General features: G+C 66.9%; 11 protein-coding genes. 8 read left to right on the top strand and 3 right to left on the bottom strand.

Annotation, left to right across the window (positions count from 1 at the left end; all coding sequences use genetic code 11):
* Positions 1 to 12: 12 nt before the first annotated feature.
* From V5740_RS14160 to V5740_RS14175, 4 genes are all read left to right on the top strand, one after another.
* Positions 13 to 3,159, top strand: a complete 3,147-nt coding sequence (locus V5740_RS14160; protein WP_347304663.1) for a hypothetical protein — start codon at positions 13 to 15, stop codon at positions 3,157 to 3,159.
* A 635-nt stretch (positions 3,160 to 3,794) separates the two neighbouring features.
* Complete coding sequence (locus tag V5740_RS14165; protein ID WP_347304664.1) at positions 3,795 to 4,139, top strand: metalloregulator ArsR/SmtB family transcription factor; 345 nt, start codon at positions 3,795 to 3,797, stop codon at positions 4,137 to 4,139.
* Positions 4,140 to 4,613 (top strand): SRPBCC family protein, encoded by a 474-nt coding sequence (locus V5740_RS14170; protein WP_347304665.1) that lies wholly within the window; start codon positions 4,140 to 4,142, stop codon positions 4,611 to 4,613.
* Positions 4,610 to 5,263, top strand: a complete 654-nt coding sequence (locus tag V5740_RS14175; protein WP_347304666.1) for a glutathione S-transferase family protein — start codon at positions 4,610 to 4,612, stop codon at positions 5,261 to 5,263. The genes V5740_RS14170 and V5740_RS14175 overlap by 4 nt, the downstream gene beginning before the upstream one ends.
* A 407-nt stretch (positions 5,264 to 5,670) precedes the next feature.
* Here the strand turns inward: V5740_RS14175 and V5740_RS14180 are convergent, their stop codons facing one another.
* Positions 5,671 to 7,737, bottom strand: coding sequence for a hypothetical protein (locus tag V5740_RS14180; protein ID WP_347304667.1), 2,067 nt, complete (start codon positions 7,735 to 7,737; stop codon positions 5,671 to 5,673).
* Positions 7,738 to 8,220: 483 nt separating this feature from the next.
* On the opposite strand from V5740_RS14180, the gene V5740_RS14185 reads away from it, so the two are divergent.
* The 4 genes from V5740_RS14185 to V5740_RS14200 all read left to right on the top strand — a co-directional run bounded on the left by V5740_RS14185 (position 8,221) and on the right by V5740_RS14200 (position 14,154).
* The gene (locus tag V5740_RS14185) at positions 8,221 to 8,769 is read left to right on the top strand and encodes a sigma-70 family RNA polymerase sigma factor (RefSeq protein ID WP_347304668.1); all 549 of its coding nucleotides are present in this window, start codon (positions 8,221 to 8,223) and stop codon (positions 8,767 to 8,769) included.
* 1 nt (position 8,770) lies between these two features.
* Positions 8,771 to 9,730 (top strand): FecR domain-containing protein, encoded by a 960-nt coding sequence (locus V5740_RS14190; RefSeq protein ID WP_347304669.1) that lies wholly within the window; start codon positions 8,771 to 8,773, stop codon positions 9,728 to 9,730.
* A gap of 102 nt (positions 9,731 to 9,832) precedes the next feature.
* On the top strand, positions 9,833 to 12,922 hold the full coding sequence (locus tag V5740_RS14195) for a TonB-dependent receptor (RefSeq protein WP_347304670.1): 3,090 nt from the start codon (positions 9,833 to 9,835) through the stop codon (positions 12,920 to 12,922).
* A 29-nt stretch (positions 12,923 to 12,951) separates the two neighbouring features.
* Positions 12,952 to 14,154, top strand: a complete 1,203-nt coding sequence (locus V5740_RS14200; protein ID WP_347304671.1) for an alkaline phosphatase — start codon at positions 12,952 to 12,954, stop codon at positions 14,152 to 14,154.
* Positions 14,155 to 15,094: 940 nt separating this feature from the next.
* Here V5740_RS14200 and V5740_RS14205 read toward each other — a convergent pair.
* Both V5740_RS14205 and V5740_RS14210 read right to left on the bottom strand, forming a co-directional pair.
* On the bottom strand, positions 15,095 to 18,163 hold the full coding sequence (locus V5740_RS14205) for a discoidin domain-containing protein (protein WP_347304547.1): 3,069 nt from the start codon (positions 18,161 to 18,163) through the stop codon (positions 15,095 to 15,097).
* Positions 18,160 to 19,578, bottom strand: coding sequence for a glucoamylase family protein (locus V5740_RS14210; protein ID WP_347304548.1), 1,419 nt, complete (start codon positions 19,576 to 19,578; stop codon positions 18,160 to 18,162). Before V5740_RS14210 ends, V5740_RS14205 begins: the two co-directional genes overlap by 4 nt.
* Positions 19,579 to 19,630: the final 52 nt, after the last annotated feature.

The following is a 19,630-nucleotide window of genomic DNA, read 5'->3' on the forward strand; positions in this document are numbered from 1 at the left end:
GAGAAATTAACCATGAGTCTGGTTCGCATCATCGGCAATTCCGGTTCGCGCGGTCTGAATGCCAATGCCAATGGCGGGGTCGCCACTGACGGCGGCGCGGGGGAGACGGTCCGCGCCGAGAACCTGACGGCGGAAGATCGCAATGTGCGCGCACGCGCCACGGGCGGCGTTGGCGGACGCGGCGGCAATGGCAATGCGCGCTCCCCTGGCGCTGACGGTGGCGAAGGCGGCGATGCCTCCGCCCGGGCGGAGGCGCAGTCCGCCACGTTGCGCGACCTTGCCGCCGTGGCGGATGCGACCGGCGGCCGCGGCGGCGCGGGTGGCACTCGCGGCGGCGATGGCGGCGCAGGCGGTGACGCGATCGGGGTGAGCGCGATCGCCATCAGCGGGCGTGACGATGCGCTCTCCACCGCAACCGCGCAGGCGAGCGGCACCGGGGGCGATGGCGGCACCGGCAACGGCGCGGGCGCGACCGGCGGCGCCGGCGGCAGCGCGACGGACGTCACCGCCTTCGCCCAACTGGCGGGAAGCGGCGTGGAGGAGGTGGCCGCGCTCGCCGTCGCCATCGCCACCGGCGGCAATGGTGGTGCGGGGATCAACGGCGCCGATGGTGGGCGTGGCGGCGATGCCGCGCTGCTGAACGCCGTCACCGCGATCACCGATGGCGGCCAGTCGGTGCGCGACCAGCAGGCGATCGGTGGCAATGGCGGTGACAGCGACACCGGCCGCGCCGGCAATGGCGGCGATGCCCGCTCCACCCTGTTCTTCGACGATCGCACCGCCGCCACGCAGAGTGCGGAGGCGCTGGCCTTCATCACCGCGACCGGGGGCAATGGCGGGACACAGACGGTGAACGGCGTCGGCGGCGATGGCGGCATCGCGCTGACCTCCGCCACGATGACCGCCAGTTCGGCCTACAGCATCAGCTACGCCAATGGTGGTCGCGGCGGTGACGGGGCCACTGGCGGTGGCCGGGGCGGCGCGGCTGGCGGCACGGCCTTCGCCGACATCCGCATCGGATCGACCGACAAGCAGGCGCAGAAGCTGGCCGCGGTCGAAGCCTATGCCGGCGCGGGCGGCGATGCGCTGGGCGAGGGCAATGGCGGCGTCGGCGGCGAGGCGCTGGTGACGACGGCGCGGATCGTGTCCGACAGCCAGTGGCTGGCGACGGCGGCGGCGATCAGCCGCGCGGGCGATGGCGGCGCCGGGTCGGGAGTGGGCTTCAGCGGCGCCAATGGTCTCGACGCCGGCCAGGTCTTCGCCTCCGCCAGCGGCACGGGCGGCTACAATGTGCAGGCTTTGGCGGAGGCGCATGCCGGCAATGGCGGCGACGGGCGCAACGGTGCCACCGCTGGCAATGGCGGCAATGCGCGGATCGACGGTTCGGTCGAGGCGACGAACGATGGCGGCGGCGTGATGGTCAACAATGCGGCGGTCGCGGGCGCTGGCGGCAATGCGTCGGGCGGCGGCAATGGCGGGCAGGGGGGTGATGCCGCCGCGCGGCTCGACTACGACCTCACCGTCGCAGCGCCCACGGCCACGCAGCTCTATGCCGACAGCCGTGCCCGTGGCGGGGCGGGCGGCAGCGCGCTGGGCACCGGCACGCGGGCCGGCGATGGTGGGGATGCACGGGTCGAGAGCGCGTTGCAGAGCGACAATATCGCCGGTTTCACCGGCGATGCCCGCGGCGGCGCGGGCGGTGCGGCGATCGCCGGGGCGATCGCGGGGGATGGCGGCGCGGCCGACATCATCGCCTCCAGCCGCGCGACCGATACTGCGCTCACCTGGCTGTATGTGGAGGGCGGCAATGGCGGAGACAGCGTCGATTCCGGCTTTGCCGGCAATGGCGGATCGGCGAGCGCGCAGGGCTCGTCCTTCGGTGGGGAGCAGTCCGAGACGCTGATCGACCTGTTCGGGGGCAATGGCGGCCTCGGCTTCGGCGGTGCCCGTGGCGGCAATGGCGGAACCATCGGCACCGTGCGGGCAGAAGCCAACGGCATTGATCGCGCCGCGGCCAATGTCGGGGCCTTCGGCGGCAATGGTGGCGATGGGTTCTTCGGCGCCGATGGCGGTAGCGGCGCGGCGGTGAACCTCGTCGACGTGGTGTCCGGCACGGCCGTGGGCGACCTGGTGCTGACGCAGCGCGCCTATGCCGGCGCGGGCGGCAGCAGCACGGACGGCGTTGCGGCGGCGGGCGCGGATGCGTCCTCCCGCCTGACCTATGACGCGGCTGCCGCGTCCGTCGCCAGCAGCTTTGTCACCATCCAACTGGAGGCGGCCGGTGGCGCCGGTGGCCGGCAACTGGACGAAAGTGGCCCGATCGGCGGCGCGACGGGCGGCAATGCCACATCGGTGCTGGACGTCGCGGGCGGCGCGCTGGCCGTGTCCGCTGCGGCGATGGCCGGGGCGGGCGTGGCGCAAAGCGGTATCGCCGATGCCACGATCACGGTCGATGGCACCAGCGGCAGCGCGGCGGTGCGCGCCGGGGCCGGCCTGCTGGACAGCCCGGTCAACGTCACCGGCGGCGCAGCCCTGTCGCTGGATGAAACGGCGGTGCTGGTCGCGCGGGCGCAGGCGGGCGGCGATGCGCTGTCGCTGGTGGACGGGGCGGACGCCTTCGCCATCGTCAATGCCGGTATAGACGACAACGCGCTGGCGGCGTTGCTGGCCGGCAACGATGCGGTGCGCGCCGCCTTCGGCACCGATGTGGAGGCTGCCTCCACCACGCTGCTGGGCGGGGTCAAGGCCAGCACCGGTGATGCCTTGCAGACCATCACCAACACCATGGCGGTGGAGATCGCGTTGGGCGAGCTGGACGGTATCGGCAACAGCATCATCGGCCTCACCGACGGGCAGGTGCTGGGCGCCGGGTTCGAGACGCTGCAGCTCGACATCAGCGTCGACGGCATCAGCCTGTTCACCCGCACCTTCGCCGACAAGGCAGAGGCGGACGCCTTCTTTGACGACGCGGCGATCGATCTGGGCGACTTGACCGGATACCGCAACGGGTTCGACGTCGTGCGGGTGGACGTGACGCTGACCACCGTTTCTGCCGAGACCGGCGGCGGTTTCATGGCGGAGCTGGTGTTCGGCGACGTCGGCGACCTGGGCGTGGATCTGCCGACGGTCGAACCGTGGAACAGCGGCGTCTTCGCCTGACACGCTGACAGGATGCAGGGGCGGCCGGCCGGCGCGAAGCGGTCCGGTCGCCCTTGTTATGTAAAGTGCGAACCGCGGGCAAAAGAAAAGCCCGATCGTTGCCGACCGGGCTTTGAAAGTTTGGGAGAGGATGCCTGAAAGGCCTGATCCTTCTGCCTTTCCGGTCGATTCGACACCAGCGCACAGACTGCATGACGTGTTGCGTCCGATGCAACGAACATACGTGAATTTACATAAGATAGATTATCGACCTTTGTGCTCTGTAGGCCCCAATTCTATGGGAGACAGTTCTCCCAGCTCGAAATGAGACTCACCGCTGAGCTCCCATTGCAGCGCCCAACAGCAGCCCCCACGGCGTGGCAGACACATCTTTCGTCGAGTGCGTTGATGAACCGTATGAGGTTCAGACTATCCGAGCGTTCATTGCTGGGTATCTGAGGATTGCTGATTTGCAGGCGTGTTCGGCGCTCCTCGAAAGCCGCCGCTCATTCATTTCACTTCACGATCGAGGCTGTTGAAACGGGCGCAGCGCGTGCCTGGCGGTTTGCCTCGCGAGGGATGGTGAAACGAGAAATCCGCTGCTGCGCTGCGTCACCCTTATTGACACAAGCCGCCCTCTTACAACACTTAAGCAGATGCTACAGTATGAGTCGCAGCCGCTTGACCGGGCGTTCCACGCGCTTGCCGATCCCAACCGTCGGGCGATGGTCGAACGCCTGAGCCGTGGCCCGGCCTCCGTCAGCGAGCTTGCCAAGCCGCTGCCGATGACCCTCTCCGCCGTGGCCCAGCACTTGAAGGTCCTGGAGGAGGCAGGTCTTGTCAGAAGCGGTAAGGAGGGTCGCGTTCGTACTTGTTTTCTGGAGGCCGAGGCGATGGCTCAGGTCGAGCGCTGGATCGTCGAACGCAAGAGATTTTGGGAGCAACAGTACGACCAACTGGAAGCCTATCTGACGCAACCGCCGCCCATCGGAGAAGGATGAATGACCGTCACCAACGCGACCTTTGTCATCGAGCGGCAGTTAAGTGCTGCGCCCAGCCGGGTCTTTGCGGCCTATACAAGTCTTGAGGCCAAGGCTGCCTGGTTCAAGACGCCTTCCGATGCCGAGATACTCGCCCGTGACCTCGATTTCCGGGTGGGCGGCAAAGAGCGCTTCCATGCGCGCTGGCCGAGTGGACTGGTGACCGACTTCCAGGCCACCTACCACGACATTGTCGAAAACGAACGCATCGTCCTCGTTTATGATCTGCTCCACGGCGGCGAAAAGCTGTCTGTATCCCTGCAGACCATCGAGATCAGGCCGGAGGGCAGCGCTACGAAGCTGATCCACACGGAGCAGGGCTCCTACTTCTCCGGGGGACTGGAGGCCGTGCAGGGGCGCGAGCATGGCACTACCTGGCACGTCGATAATCTGGTGGCGATGCTTGAAGGCCGGGAAGCGAGGGCATTCGCATGACGCTCGAACTCTTCGCCCACCCGTTCTCCTCCTACTGCCAGAAGGCGCTGATCGCCTTCTATGAGAACGACATTCCGTTTACCTATCGCATGATGGAGGATGCCGGCGTCGGGGAGGAGCTTGCATCGCTGTGGCCGATGAAGAAGTTCCCGATCCTGCGCGACGGCGGGCGCGTGATCCTGGAAGCGTCAATCATCATCGAACACCTGCACGTCCAGTACCCGGGACCGGTCAGGCTGATCCCCAACGATCCGGACCGGGCCGTCGAGGTGCGGATGCTCGACCGCTTCCTCGACAACTACGTAATGTCGCCGCAGCAGAAGTTCGTGTCCGATGCACTGCGTCCGCACGAGGATCGCGACCCTTTTGGCTTAGAGGAAGCGCGCAAGATGCTGGAGACCAGCTACGCCTGGCTCGACCAGCGGATGAACGGTCGCACTTGGGCAGTAGGCGAAACCTTCACGCTTGCCGACTGCGCTGCCGCGCCCTCGCTGTTCTACGCGGATTGGACGCACCGCATTCCTGAACGCTACAAGCATCTTTCCGACTATCGTACTCGACTGCTCGAGAGGCCATCGTTCGCGCGCTCGGTGGACGAGGCGCGGCGCTTTCGTCACTACTTCCCGCTTGGCGCACCAGATCGAGATTAGGCTTGGGCCGTCCCGATTAGAAACCATGAGTGGGAAAGCGGCTTCGGCGGTGACACCTGAGCCGTCGCCACAGTCGGATTTCCCCGGAACCTGTTCCCGATTGCCCTTGCCTCAAATCGACGCTCGAGATGGAGCAACGGGAAAGGTCGCGTTGGACGAACGGCGGCTTTAGCTTGAACGTCCATGATGGGGGCGTGACCTGCGCTGCGGCTTCACGGCACGGCGACCCCAAAGCGGCCACTCAGATCCTGTCGGCCGGTAACCAGTTCCGGACATTGGTTCAGGTGGCCACTTGTACCGCATCAGCGAGCCTGATCGAGCGCATGTGCCTTTGAGCGGGTTGGAATGGCTACGGCATCGACATCTAAGCTGCTTGGGCGAACGCCTCGACCGACCACGAGCCAGTTCTAAGCCGTTCCCATCCCAAGCTGCAGCGCATGGACAAGCGTCCAGTCCTGGTCATTCGCGTAGGCATCGGCAAAATAGCCTGGGCGACCATTGACCATGGTGGGATAGATGAACGCGGCCGAGGCATGGCCGTCGGCGCTGAAGAGGCTGAGATTGCCGCGCAACGTCGTGCGCGACATCCCCCGCCAGCGCGGATCTCGCGTCGTATCGGCCAGCAGGTTCCAGGCAAGAGCGTTCAAGCCGCTCCAATAATGGGGAAAGGTGTCGCCCCACATCCGCGCCTTGCCGAACCAGTAGCCATCCCAATGGCGGATGGAGATGCCGTGCAGATGATGGTCGGGCTGCCGGCCTTCGAACAGCTCCAGCAACGCTACATGCGGTTGCGCGCCCCGGAGCCACTTCGCGGCGCCGGTAGCCTTGTGTAATTCCAGCAGGATGAGCGCGGCCGGGGCTACGATCGACTGCTCGTAATTGACCTCCGACGCAGGGTAGCTTGTGCCACGCTGCACCAGACGATCGCCATGCTCCTCGAACAAGGCCAGCATCCGTGCATGCTTCGCCTCCATGCCGGCGGCTCTCAGCGCCGCCAGACCGTCGGCGACGGGCAGTCCGATCGGGTAGAAGTCGGTGCCACCTTCGCGGTAGAAGCTTTCCACCGTGGTGACGAAGCGGTGCAGCGGCTCCGCCTCCGCGGTCAGGCTGGCCATGGCCAGATGCAGCTGCATGACCCAGGGCCAATTATAGAGGCGCTTGCGCGGCTCGTCCGCATCATCAAACACATAGCCGTCTTCGCGCTGAAGGTGGTCGCGGACGAAGCTATAGTAACGATCCAGCGAGCGTCGCACCTCCTCAGCCGGTGCCTCCTCCATGGCCAGCCATCTGGCGAGCAGCACACCCATGCCGACCCGTTCCCGCCCGCTATTGCGATCGCTCGACCGTTCCCATCTGGCGGGCACGTCTGCTTCGTTGTCGAAGACAATGAAGGCGCCATCCCACCGATCGCCAGCCTTGTGCCATTGCTGGCGCCGGGCGATGAACTGCGTACGGGCAGCAATGGTGGCGCGCAGGTCCGGCACGGTGTTGAGCACGGCGCGCGTGGTCAGCCCGTCGCCATAGCGGAGGGTGACGACACGCTCTCCGGGATCGCCGGCCGCAAGCTCCGCCTGCCAGCCTCTGGTGGTCCGCCGCAGCGGAACGGAAGTGTCGCCTACCGACAGGGTGGGTGACGATCCTAGCTGTCCCTGGAAGGACAGCGTGGCCGTCTCGCCCGGAAAGCTGGTCCAGTCCGATGCATCAACGCGCACCATCTGCCGCGAGCGGCGGAGCGCTTGGGCGAAGAAGTCGTCCCATCCTCCGTGCCAGAACATGGTCCAGCCCACCGACGCGCTCTGCCCGGGTTGGAGTTCGTTGATCGCCGGATGGATGAGGATCGTTCCGCGGGTGTTGGACAGCGTCACGGCATCGCGATCCTCGATGCTGTAGCCATCGAGTGCGCCTTGGGTGAGGACCAGCCCGAGGTGCGGCCCGCGCCCGCCCATGCGCAGCATCGCAATCCAGGAGGATGAGCCGCCAGTCCAGATGTGGGCATGGGCGCGGTTTTCCTGCACGTCAGCGGCGCTCGTATAATGGTCGTTGCACGGCAGGTAGATCGCCAGCGATGCCTTGCCGCGTTCCCGCATCGGGATGGGCGCATCGCCGATGTTGCGGAAGGTGTAGCTCTCCTCCAGCGCATCGTCGACGAGCTTGCGCGTGACTTCGACGGTCAGTGCACCGGTTTGGTAGGCGCTGGTGACCTCGCCTTCCCCGCTTTGGTGGATCGAAACCGGTTCGCTCCAGCGCCCGCGATGCAGCTGTGCGGCACCAAGGTCCGCAAAGCCAAGGCCCCACAGCGAGGAACGCGGCTGCCACGGTGCGTTCTGTGGTCCGCCGATCCAGCTCATGGCGGCAGGGTCTGTCGGGTTGACGATCGAGGTCAGCGCGCCGGTATTCCGGTCGAACGCAACCTGGAAGTTTGAGTTCGCTAGAAGCAGTTCGTTGGTGGGAGGCTGTGATGCGGCACGGGCCATGGTAGGTGCTTCAGAACCGGCGATCAGCGCGCCAGTAGCGATGCCCGCCAAGGCAGCTCTTCTGTCTAGCATATGATCTTCCACCCCGACATGTGAGACAGTGTAATGCGCTACCCTTGCGGAGCCAATTAAGCTTTGGCCCAGAGCCAAGGTGAGCTCGCCGAAATTAGTCTGGCCTCGCCTTGCACCAGCAGAAACAAGGACGTCATGCGCCTGATCGCATCGCCCGGCTGACCTCAAGTCGGACATTCCAAGCCATATCGCTCCTTCTCCAGACCGGTCATTTGTTCATTGAGGGCTTGCGGTCGCTTTCCGACGTTCAACGCATACTGCGACAGGCAGGGTCTGGGCGGCTGAGCAGTGCCACGCCCTGCGATGCTAAGGCGCCTGCTCGTGATCGATCACGATAACCGCCGGTGCGAGATGGCCGGCAAACGCCGCGCTGTCACACGAATGTTCAATTGCCTCCTTAGCGCGCCCTCCATGGGCGCGGGCAGACAGGTGATGGGGAGCGGGTTGCAGGCCGGCCATTGGGTGCGGTTGCGCGAACAGATTGCGCGCATGACCCGGCGGCAGGATGCGGAAGACCTGCTGCACGATGCGTGGATCGGCATGACCCGGCGGCAGCAGATGAAGGGCAATGCGGACGCCCATGGTGCGGGCGATGGCGGGCGCGCGGCAATCGTGGACCCGGCCGCCTATCTGGCGCGCGCGGCCACCAACCGTGCCCGCGACGTCTCCCGCCGGGAACGACGCACCGGCGAAGGCCTGCCGCTGGACGTGGTCGAGGGGACGCTGGCGCATGGCGACCCGCTGCAGGACGAGGCGCTGATCGCCCGCCACCGGCTGGAACGGCTGCGGAAGGGGATCGAGCACCTGAGCCCGCGCACCCGGCAGATATTCTTGCTCCACCGGCTGGAAGGCCGTAAATACCGCGAGATCGCTCACGACCTGGGCATCAGTCAGAGCGCGGTGGAAAAGCACATCGCCAAGGCGATGGAGCAATTGGCCGTGTGGATGGAGACATGGTGACGTGAATCCATTCGACCCCGACCGGGGCGCGCCGCCTTCGCCGGCCCGGCAGGCGTCGACATGGCTGGCGCGATTGCATGCGGATGACCGGACACAGCAGGACGAGGCGCAGTTCCGTGCCTGGCTGGCGGCCGATGACCGCCATGCACGCGCCTTCGAACACGCATCAGCAACCTGGGACCTGGTCGGCGGGCTGGCCCCCGGCACTCTGGCTGCGCTCGCCCCCCGCCACCCCGTGCAGCACCACCGCCGGGCAGTGCTTGTCGGCGGGCTGGCGACGCTGATCGCCGGGTCGGCCTTCATCGGCTGGGACCGCGTGCAGGCGGGCGTCTATCGCACGGCGGTGGGCGAACAGCGGCGCCTGCGCCTGGCGGACGGTACGTCGGTGATGCTCGATACGCAGACCCGCATCCGCTTCCGCGCAACGGAGCAGGAACGGCGGCTGGAACTGGCCGCCGGGCGCATCGGGCTGGAGGTCGCGGCCGATCCCCGGCCCTTCCTGCTGGATTTGGGCGGTGCGCTGGCCGACGCCTCCGTCACGCTGCGTCAGCCCGTCCGGCTGGACCTGCGGCGTGATGACGACCGGCTGGCGCTGACGGTGCTGGACGGGCTGGTCCGGCTGGGCAGCGATGGCGGTGCGACTGCGTTGCGCAGTGGACAGCGGGTGGCGGCGAGCGCCGATGGCGGGCGCAGATATGACCAGCCGCAGATCGCCGACCTGACCGCCTGGCAGGAAGGGCGCCTCGCCTTTCGCGACGAGACCCTGGCGCAGGCGGCGGCGGAGATGAACCGCTACACAGACCGACCGCTGATGATCGCCGACGGCCCGGTCGGCGCCCTGCGCGTCAGCGGCGTGTACCGGGTGGGCGATCCCGAAGGGTTTGCGCGGTCGCTGTCGCTCCTGCTGCCGGTCGCCGTCGTTGCACGTGCGGACCGCGTGCTGATCTCCTCCCTGTCCTGACCCGAGGCAAATAAATCGTCACCGGCGGGGTGAGGAAAACCCGCTGGCCGGCGTCATGCAGGCGGGCGCCCGGTCGGGGCGCGTGGATCGGGGATCATCATCATGTACAGCTTCAAGCGCCGTCTTGGGCGCTCGGCTGCGGTCGCGCTGGCTTTGGTAGCCGTGGGCGCGGCCGCACAGGCCCAGGCACAGTCACAGCAGGCTCAGCAACGCACCGCCACCATCGACATCGCCGCAGGCCCGCTGGCCACGGCGCTGGAGCAACTCGCCAGGCAGAGCGGCACGGACGTACTATTCACCCAGGCCAACGTCGCAACACTGCGGGCACCTGCCCTGCGCGGGTCCATGGATGCGCAAAGCGCCGCCCGTCGCCTGCTTGCCGGCACCGCATTGACCGTGGTGCGCGATCGTTCCGGGGCGCTCATCGTGCGCCCTACCGCCGCGGCGGCGGGGAACGCGGCAGGTAGCGGGCCCGGCGATCAGTCGGCCGACACGGGCGCGGGCGCGGCTGCCAGCGCGGTGGCAGCGGAAGGGCAGGACGACGCCATCGTCGTCACCGCCAGGTTCTCCGACGGGGTGGATCGTTCGCTGGAGGTGAAGCGCAAGGCCGATTCCATCTCGGACGCGGTGGTCGCCGCCGACATCGGCAAGCTGCCGGCGATGAACGTGGCGGAGGCGCTGCAGCGCGTTCCCGGCGTCACCATCGTGCGCGAGGCGGGCGAAGGGCAGTTCATTTCCGTCCGTGGCCTCGGCCCCAATTTCCAGGCCGTCACCTTTGACGGGATGCCGCTCGCCTACAACGAGAACATCCGCAATTCCGGCCAATCCGGCCGCCAGTTTCGCCTGCAGGTGCTGCCGGCCACACTGATCGACAGCATCGTTGTCATCAAGAGTCCCACCGCCGACCTAGTGGAAACGGGCGTCGGCTCCACTGTCGACATCTGGCTGATCAACCCGCTGGACCGCGACAGCTTCTTCGCCGCCAACGCCTATGTCGGGTACGAGGAGCGCACCGATACGGTGAACCCGAACGGCACGCTATCAGGCGGGTGGCGCAATGCGGACGAGACGTTCGGCGTGCTGGCCGGGATCTCCTATTCGAAGCGGGAGGTCCAGTTCGACCGTTTGCGAGGCGGCTGGGTGTCGGCCGACGTTCCCGGGCTGGGTTCGCTGGAGGTGCCGGGCGACATGCAGCCCTATCTGGAGCAGGAGAACCGCGAGCGGATCAGCGGCGTGCTGGGCCTGCAATGGCGCCCGGCGAGCAATCTGGAACTGGATGTCGACGGCCTCTACTCGCAGTTCAACAACGAGACCTACGAACGGCGGCTGACCTACTACATCCCGACCCAGCTCTCCCGCCTCGACCTCGGCAGCGCAGTGGTGGAGGATGGCCGGCTGGTCGCCGGGACGATCCGGGGCGGACGCATCCGCAACTACAGCGAATATCTCGACCAGCGGCACGAGAACCTGCAGGTGAATGCGCGGCTGCGCTGGGAGCTGGGCGACTGGCGGATCGAGCCGCGCGTCAGCTATGCCCGCGCCACCAGCGATCTGGATACGCCGATCAGCCGCGTGCAGTACCGCACGGCCAATGGCCGCGGCGGCAACCTGACCTTCGACTTCAGCAATGATGTCGCGGACGACGCCAGGATCAACGCGCTCTACACCGACCTCGACCTGACGAACCCGGCGCTGATGCCGTTCGAAAGCTTCACCGTGCGGCCGATCAACTCGCGGGACGAGGACAAGACCGCCGTAATCGACATCACGCGCGAACTCTATGCCGACCTTGCCGGCCTGCAGCTGACCAGCATCAAGGTCGGCGGGCAGATCTCCAACCGCTACCGCGACTATCAGCGCCGCGATCGCAGCGGGACGGTGCTGCGCGACGGGGTGCAGCGCACCGGCGCGTTCCTGTCCTACCCGGCGCCGGGCAATGCGTTCGACCAGTCGATCGACCGGTTCCAGAACTGGGCCACGGTGGACTGGAACCTGTTCGGCAAGTCCTACACGCTGGGCAGCGAATGGGGCGATGTCAGCCCCGATGCCGATGATCTGGCGCCGACCGCGGCCGACCTGCAGAACTCCTACCGCATCGACGAGGACATCACCGCCGCCTATGTCCGCGCCGATTTCGAGGCTGCCTTCGGCGACGTGCCGATGACCGGCAATGTCGGCCTGCGCTTCATCCGCACCGAGACCGGCGTGCAAGGGACCACCGTGGCGCCGGTCACCGGCAGCAACGGGGCGGTCACCACCGAAGTCACGCCATCCCTGACTGGGGCGGCGTATGAGGAGTGGCTGCCCAGCCTGAACGCCAGCTTCGAGCTGCGGCCGAATATGCTGCTGCGTCTGGCCGCGGGGCGGACGATGACGCGCCCGTCCCTGTCGGAGCTGCGCAACTCAATCAACACCAACTCCGTGACGGTGGCGAACATCTTCGCGCAAGGGGCCGCGGCCCTGGCCGACGACACGCTGGACCTGACCGCAGCAGGCGGCAATCCGAACCTGATGCCCTACACCTCGTGGAACCTCGACGCGTCGTTCGAGTGGTATTTCGAGGAGTTCGGCGGCTTCACCGTGGCGGCGTTTCACAAGGAGATCAGCGACTACATCGCCTCCGACTTCGAGGTGCGCAACCTGGCCTTCGCCGTGCGGGACGGGTCGACGGTGCCGGTCGACATCCTGGTGGCCACCCCGGTCAATGTCGGCGATGCGACGATCACCGGCATCGAGCTTGGCTATACCAACCGGCTGCCGATCGGCCTGGGCCTGACTGCCACGGCCACCTTCGCCACGTCGAAGCTGGAGCTGGACCTGACCGATGCCGGCGTCCAGTCCGCGGGGATGCAGGGCGTGTCGGACACCAGCTTCTCGATCACGCCCTTCTTCGAGCACGGCCCGTTCGAGATCAACGTCAGCTACACCTGGCGCAGCGCCTACCAGACCGATGCCGGCGCGCTCGTCACGTCGCTGCCGGTGCTGGAGGACGTGGAGGCGTTCTACCAGGACGGGTTCGGCATCGTCGACCTTGGCACCAGCTATCAGGTCGTGCCCAACATGGAACTGTTCGGCCAGGTGGTGAACCTGCTGAACAGCCGGCAGGTCTCCTATGCCGGCACCCGCGATCGCTTCAGCGAAATCCACACGTTCGGCCGCACGGTAAACGTCGGCGTGCGCGCCAAGTTCTGATGGCGCAGCAAGCAGAAGGACACTTCCAGATGACCCGATTTACCGCCTGTCTCCTGCCGTCCGCCATTGCCGCTGCCTTGTCCGTGGCGCCGATCGCGCAGGCCAACGAAGCCGCGCCGCAGCCGGCTCCCGCCTCTGCGGCGGAGTCGCCGCCACAGGGGGCGCGCGCCAGGAACGTCATCCTGTTCCTGGCCGATGCCGCTGGGGTTGCGGTGCTGAACGCCGCCAGCCTGATGGCCTATAACGAACCGCTGAAGCTGCGTATCCAGCAATGGCCGCATCTGGGCCTCAGCGAGACATCGCCGGTGGACCGCTTCGTATCCGACTCCGCCAATGGCATGACGGCCATCGTGACCGGTACGAAGACCCGCAACGGCGTGATCAGTCAGGGGCCCGATGCCGTACGGGGCCAGCGGGACGGGGCGCCGCTGAAGACCCTGCTGGAACATGCGGAGGAACGCGGCCTGCTGACCGGCGTCATCTCCAGCCAGTCGATCGCCGATGCGACCCCGGCCGCAACCTACGCCCATGCGAACGACCGGTCGCGGTGGGGCGACATCTTCCCGCAGGCCCTGGCACCGCGCTTCGGCAACGGCGTCGATGTGTTGATCGGCGCTGGGCGGCAGGAGATCGGCGAGCAGCTGGCGGCGAACGGCACCAGCTTCGATCAGCTAGGAACGCGGTATCATCGCCCGATCCGGGCAATGCTTGCCGACGTTCCGGCGTCCGATAGCCGACCGATCGTGGTCAGCGACGCGATCGATGTACGCCTTGCTACGCTCAAGGCGCTGGACCTGCTGGAACAGTCGCCCAGCGGCTACTTTCTGGTGGTAGAATGGGACGCTCACACACCTGATCCGCAGGAGGGATTGGAGAACCTGGCCAATTTTGATCGGCTGATCGCGGAGGTGGAGAGCCGCGTGGATCTCAGCGATACCCTGCTGCTGTTTACGGCCGATCATTCGTTCGGCCTGCATGTTGATGGCGGCCGACGCGGGGAGCCGCTGCTAGCAGGCTATGATGCGTGGAAGGCATCGGGCAACAAGGACGAGATGGTGCGTCTGGACAACCTGATGGTGAAGGACACGCACACCGCAGAAGAGGTACCGGCCCTGGCCATCGGCGCAGGTGCCGAGGAGGTGCGCGGCTACTTCCCCAACACCCAGCTGTTCCGGATCATGATGAACGCATGGGGATGGACCGGAGCCGCCGTCGCACCTTCGGGTGAGTAGACGGGTAGCGATGCAGGTGGCGCACGGTCAACAAGCGTGCTCAGCCGAAAGCCAAGGCGACCAAGGCTGAGCGCTTTGCGTGGACGGCTGTGACTGCCATACACTCTCCACCCTGTCTCCATTCCGGTCATTCAGCGCTAATTTGACGCCTCCCGAAAGCCGCCACTTGTTCATGTCTCCGGACGACGGCTTTGGGTGCGCCTGATCAGCTGCTTGAATGGCTTGGGGTGGGTGGGATGCGGACATTGATCGTCGCCCTCAGACGCTGCTATTCCTCTTGCATGTCAACCAGCCCTAACGCGCAACTGGAGAGCATCGGTTTCGGCGGGGACGGGGACCAAGTTGACGCGTTCTTAGCTTTGGAACGGCACTTCGGAGTGTCAATCGATGACGCTCAATGCAGTCAGTGGCGAACCGCAGGCGACGTATTCACCGCTTTATTGCGGGCTCTCCCCGAGGAGCAAAGAGATCGCGGCGACCTTTGGCCAACGTTTGCCAACATTATGTGCGAGGAGACAGGAGCAGATGCTTCACGCCTCGGGCATCACACCCTTTTACTCACGCTCCCTATAAGCACAGTCTTGCGGCGGTGGCTTCGAAAGGCTTTCGCGTGAGCGCCGCTGAATGACGGCTATGGGGCGTGAGCGGCCCGGCCGCTCTCCGGCTATGGCGACCCCATACCGGACGTTCGGCGCTCCTCCGGCCTTCCTGGAACCGGCCTTTCGTTCATTGCGGCAGCCAGAGCTGTCTGGCACTTAGCTAGCGTTGTGAAAGGTACTGCCCGGTAGGCGCGGCCGACAATGGGCGGAGGTGTGAGCTCGCGAAAGGACACGCAGCAGCGCTTGTAATCCGCATGCGACTGATACGTCGGTCGAAGTGCTGATCAAGTTCATCCCTTCGCCTATCCCAGCCGCGCTGACCGGCCGCTTAAGCCGTCGAGCTAATCCCGGCGCGGCTCCCAACGGATTGTCGCTGATCCCGCGGGCAGGATCAAAGTCCCGTCAATGACGGGTACCGAATTGCCATTCACCAACGCTCGTCCCGGTAAGCCAGACAAAGGCCATGGCACTGCGAAACCGTTCGGCGGCACTGCGGTGCCGGTCACCAACATTTCCAGCCCGCCGTTATGCTCCCGTCCGGCAAAGTTGATCGTGCCCCAGCGAGTGCGCAATCCGCTGATCCGGACACCATCGCCCGCCAGCCAGGTGGGTGTGAGGCCCGCCGCCAGCACCAGCCGGTCCGCACCGATATCCTCGTAAGCGAACAGATCCAGCGCGGCCCGGATGAAGTCGGATGCGACCCAGGCATGCGGCATGTCGCCGATGAAGCGTATCTCCCGCGGATCACGCCCGACTACCTCCGCCCAGCCGTTCCACGCCTGCGGGCGGCGATCGGCCATATACGCGTCCAGCAGCGCATGCGCCTCCTCACGCCGTCCCAGCCGCACCAAGGCGGAGACGTTGCGCAGTTCATAAGGGGTGTAGTCCGCCCATTCTGCGTGCCTCGCAGTGCGCCCCAGCACCCGCTCTACCTGCCGGGTGAAGGTCCGGTTCAGCAGCACCGGGTCCAGCCGCGGCTGCTCCCCCGCAGGGTCCAGCGTTATGGTGGTGGAAGTGGCATCGAAATCGCCAAGGCTGGTGGAGCCGGGGATGTAATCGATGTTCCAGTAATCCACCGCCGCTTTGATGGCGGCATGGATGTCGGCGGCGAACTGGTCGCGCTGCGCGGCGATGGTCGCGGCTTCGGGCTTGCCCAGCACTTCCGCCGCGAACGCCGCATCCTTGTAGCCGGCGAGGCCCCAGAAATCGTCCCACAGGCTGTATTGCGGCTTGGCGGAATAGGCCTCGTGACTGATCGACGGCGGCAGCAATCCGTACAGCATCCGACGTTTCGGCGTCAGGTTAGCCGGCGTCCGTTCGGACAGGCGCTGCCCATCCATGTAGCGGCGCGCCCCGTCCAGACTGGGCCAGTCGCGGGCCAGCGCCGCACGGTCGCCGGTGTAGCGGTAGAGTTGCGTCACCAGGTGGATATATTCGCCCTGGCTGTCATTCTCCGGCACCGGATCTGGGCCGCGTGCATCGACGCAGCAGGGCACCTTGCCATTGGCGAACAGCTTCGTCCCGTACCAGTCGGCAAAGGCGCGGATCGGCCCGACCTGGCCCAGCCGCAGCAGCGTGTCCCCCATCATCGCGCCGTCGCGGATCCAGCTACGGGCGTAGGACCGGGTGCCCGGCTTCAGCGCGGGGCCGTCCCGGCTCATCAGGACATGGGCCAGCGCGGTGCGGATCGTATCCGCCACCGGCTGCTTGTCCTGCGGCACCGACAGCTGCACCCCGCCCAGCGCGTTGCGCCAGTAATCGGCGGTACGGGCGATTGCGGCATCGAAGGCGGCCCGGTCTGCCGGCACATCGTCGCCAATGGCCACCGGCAGGTCGAAGCCTTGCCCCGGCGCCAGGGTCACGGTCCAGCGCATGGTGGCGGAGGCCAAGTGCGCTGGATCCTCGACCGTCGCCGTGCCATCGGCAATGGCCGGATGTGCCAGCGCGCCGTGATCGAACGGCCGGGTGGCGACGGCCTGCGGACGGAGGAGCGGCACCACCTGGCGGGTCACGACCGGATCGCCCGGCAGGGCCGCCGGCGTGGTCACCGCCAGGCGAGTGCCATCCCAGCCGACGGCGGAAATCGGGCTGACGCCGCCCTGCTGCGACAGGAACTGCGCCGGAGGGTTCACCTGGAACGGCCGCACCGCCAGAGCCAGCGTCAAGGTGCGGGGTGCATAGCCATTATTGGTCAGGCGGTATCGGGCGAGCAAGCGCGGGTTCGCCTGGTCGGCGGTGAGGGATGTCTCCAGTTTCCACCCTGCCCCCTGCCAGGCAACCTGCGGCAGCGGGAGGTAGCCGTCCTCCAGCCGGTGGCTGGCCGTCACATCGGCCCAGCCGGACACGCGATCGCCATCAATGATGAACGGTTCGACCGAGAAGCCACCTTTGGCGACCTCGATCGCGCCATCCTCCCCGATCAGGCCGCTGACCGCGCCGCCATCGCTGGCCACCAGCGTCCAGTAGCTTTGTTCGCTGAAGCCGCGGGGATAGGTGCCGCGCGGTGCCTCCTTCGCCAGCGCGGCGATGATCGCATTGGGCGTTTCCGCCCATTCACGCGGCATGATTGCGACCTCGGCCAGGCGTACCTGATCGTCGCCGACGATCCGCAGCCATGCGGCTTCCGTTTCCGGCAGCGGCAACAGGTCGCGCCCGCCATCGCCACCCGTCACGGCGCGCAGCAGCCGCCACTCGCGGCCATCGTCCGATGCCTCCACGCGGTAATCGGCGCCGGTTCCGGCGGCCCAGTCCAGCGTCAGCCCTCCGAGTTCACGGCGGCCACCCAGGTCCAGCACCAGCGGGCGTGCCAGCGAAACCGACGTGTCGCGGCTCCCGTCCAGCACGGCAGCGTCGCTGGCCGTCGGCTTCGGCAGCGGGCCCGGTGGGGGCAGCGGCGTCAGCCGCAGGTCGTCGACCTCCAGCGTCCCCGCACCGCCGTCGCGGCCACGCACGACCACGATCTCCACCGCCTGCGTGGTCTGCAGTGCCTTGGCCGTGGTCGGCCCCCAAGCGAAGCTCACATCGCGCGGGCGCAGGCGCAGCGTCTGCCATTCGCCGGTCGCGCGAAAGTCGGGGCGCTGCACCCACCAGACATTCTCGCCACCGGCATCCGTGAACTTGACCTGCAGGTCGTTGACCCCGCCGGTGCCGCGCACCTTCAGCGTCAGCAGGAAATTCTCGGGCCAGTCGATCGGCAAGGTCCGCCGGGCGACCGCGTAGCCCGACACATCGTTGAAATCGTACCGGAGCGAAAGCGCGCCGCCCTCCCCCGCCACTTGAGCGCTCACACCGTCGGACCCGCTCGCGGCCCAGGCGTCCGCCCGGTCGAGCTCGTCCAGCAGCACGGTCTCCTGCGCGCCTGCTGCCGTGGCGATGACCAGCAGCGGCAGCAGCAGCAGCAAGCGTTTCATGCCAGCCACCCGCCCGTGAAGCCCGCCCGTTCCAGCCCGCGACGGATATGGGGATTGCGCTTCATCGTCTCCCAGACGAGGCCGGTGCGCATGTTCTCGATCATCAGCACGATCGGGCCTTGGTCAATCCCCAGGTAATCGCGGTCCACCCAGCCGGTGCCGGGCGCGATACGGCCATGGGTCAGGTCATGGTTCGTCGCGGCCAGCGTGGGATTGAACGCATCGAGGAAGCCGTATTCACTCCAGATGGCGGAGCCGTAGCGGCGATGCATCGCGGCGATCGCCTGGCTGGCCAGCTCCGGCTCGAACGCGATGGACGCCGCCGCCGCTGTGGGCGCGATCGTGCCATCGTCCCGGTCGCCCGGCCCGCGCGCGGAATAGCTGAAGAACTGCCGCTCCCGCCCGCCGATTGCCTGCCGGAAGTCGCCGGGTCCGTCGCAGGCGGTCATTCCCCAGACCTCCCCGTCATAGCCGGTCCAGCCACCTGTATTGGCGATGGCATAGGCCCGCTGCGCCCGCACGGCGCGCCGGCTGTTCTCGTGGTAGTCGATGCCCTTGTCCGCCATGTAGCGGTCTTGGATGCCGTGAAAATCGATCCAGCAATGGCTGTACTGGTGCACGAACAGCGGAGCGTAGTGCAAATGCGGCTCCCCGCCCCATCGGTCGGTCCATTGCGCGTCGAACCGGGCGGTCCAGGCGTCCCAGGTTTCTGCCGGCAGCGGGTGCGTGGGCGAACCCAGCGCCAGCACGTAGAGCAGCAGCGCCTCGTTATAGATGTCCCAATCGTGCGGTATGAAGCCGCTTTCCGGATGCCAGCCCATCGCCACGAAGGGCGGGCGTGGGGTGATCCAGGTCCAGTCCACCGCGGCATAGATTTGTTCTGCCAGGGCGCGGATGCGCGCCTCCTGCGGATCGTCGCCGTCGTACCAGCTCTGCGCGAACAGCACGCCGCCCAGCAGCAGCGAGGTGTCGACGGTGGACAGCTCGCACCGGGCGAAGCGGTGGCCGCGCGTCACGCCCAGGAAGTGGTAGAAGAAGCCGTGGAATCCGCTGTCGCTGCTCTGGCTGTCGCCCTGCGGCGCGCTGGCGAAGAACTCCAGCGTAGCCAGCGTGCGGGTGCGCGCCTGTTCGCGCGTGATCCAGCCATGGGTGACGCCGATGGGATAGGCGGTCAGCGCAAAGCCGACCGCCGCGATGGAGGCGAAGGACGGGGTCGGCCAGCGGTCGGGCGCAAGGCCCGTCTCCGGATCGGTCGTGTCCCAGAAGAAGCGGAAGGTGCGCTGCTGCAGTTCGCCCACCAGAGGGTCGGTCGCGGCAGCCGGGGCGACTGGCGCAGTCCCGACCCGGGTGCTGGCACAGCCCGCGGCAAGCGCCGCCATTGCAGTGGAGGCAACGAACTGGCGGCGACTGGGCATGAACTCTCCGGCAAACTCAACTTACTGTGCGGGGCGGATGCCGTTCCATCCG

Source organism: Croceibacterium sp. TMG7-5b_MA50 (genome assembly GCF_039830145.1).
GTDB lineage: Bacteria > Pseudomonadota > Alphaproteobacteria > Sphingomonadales > Sphingomonadaceae > Croceibacterium.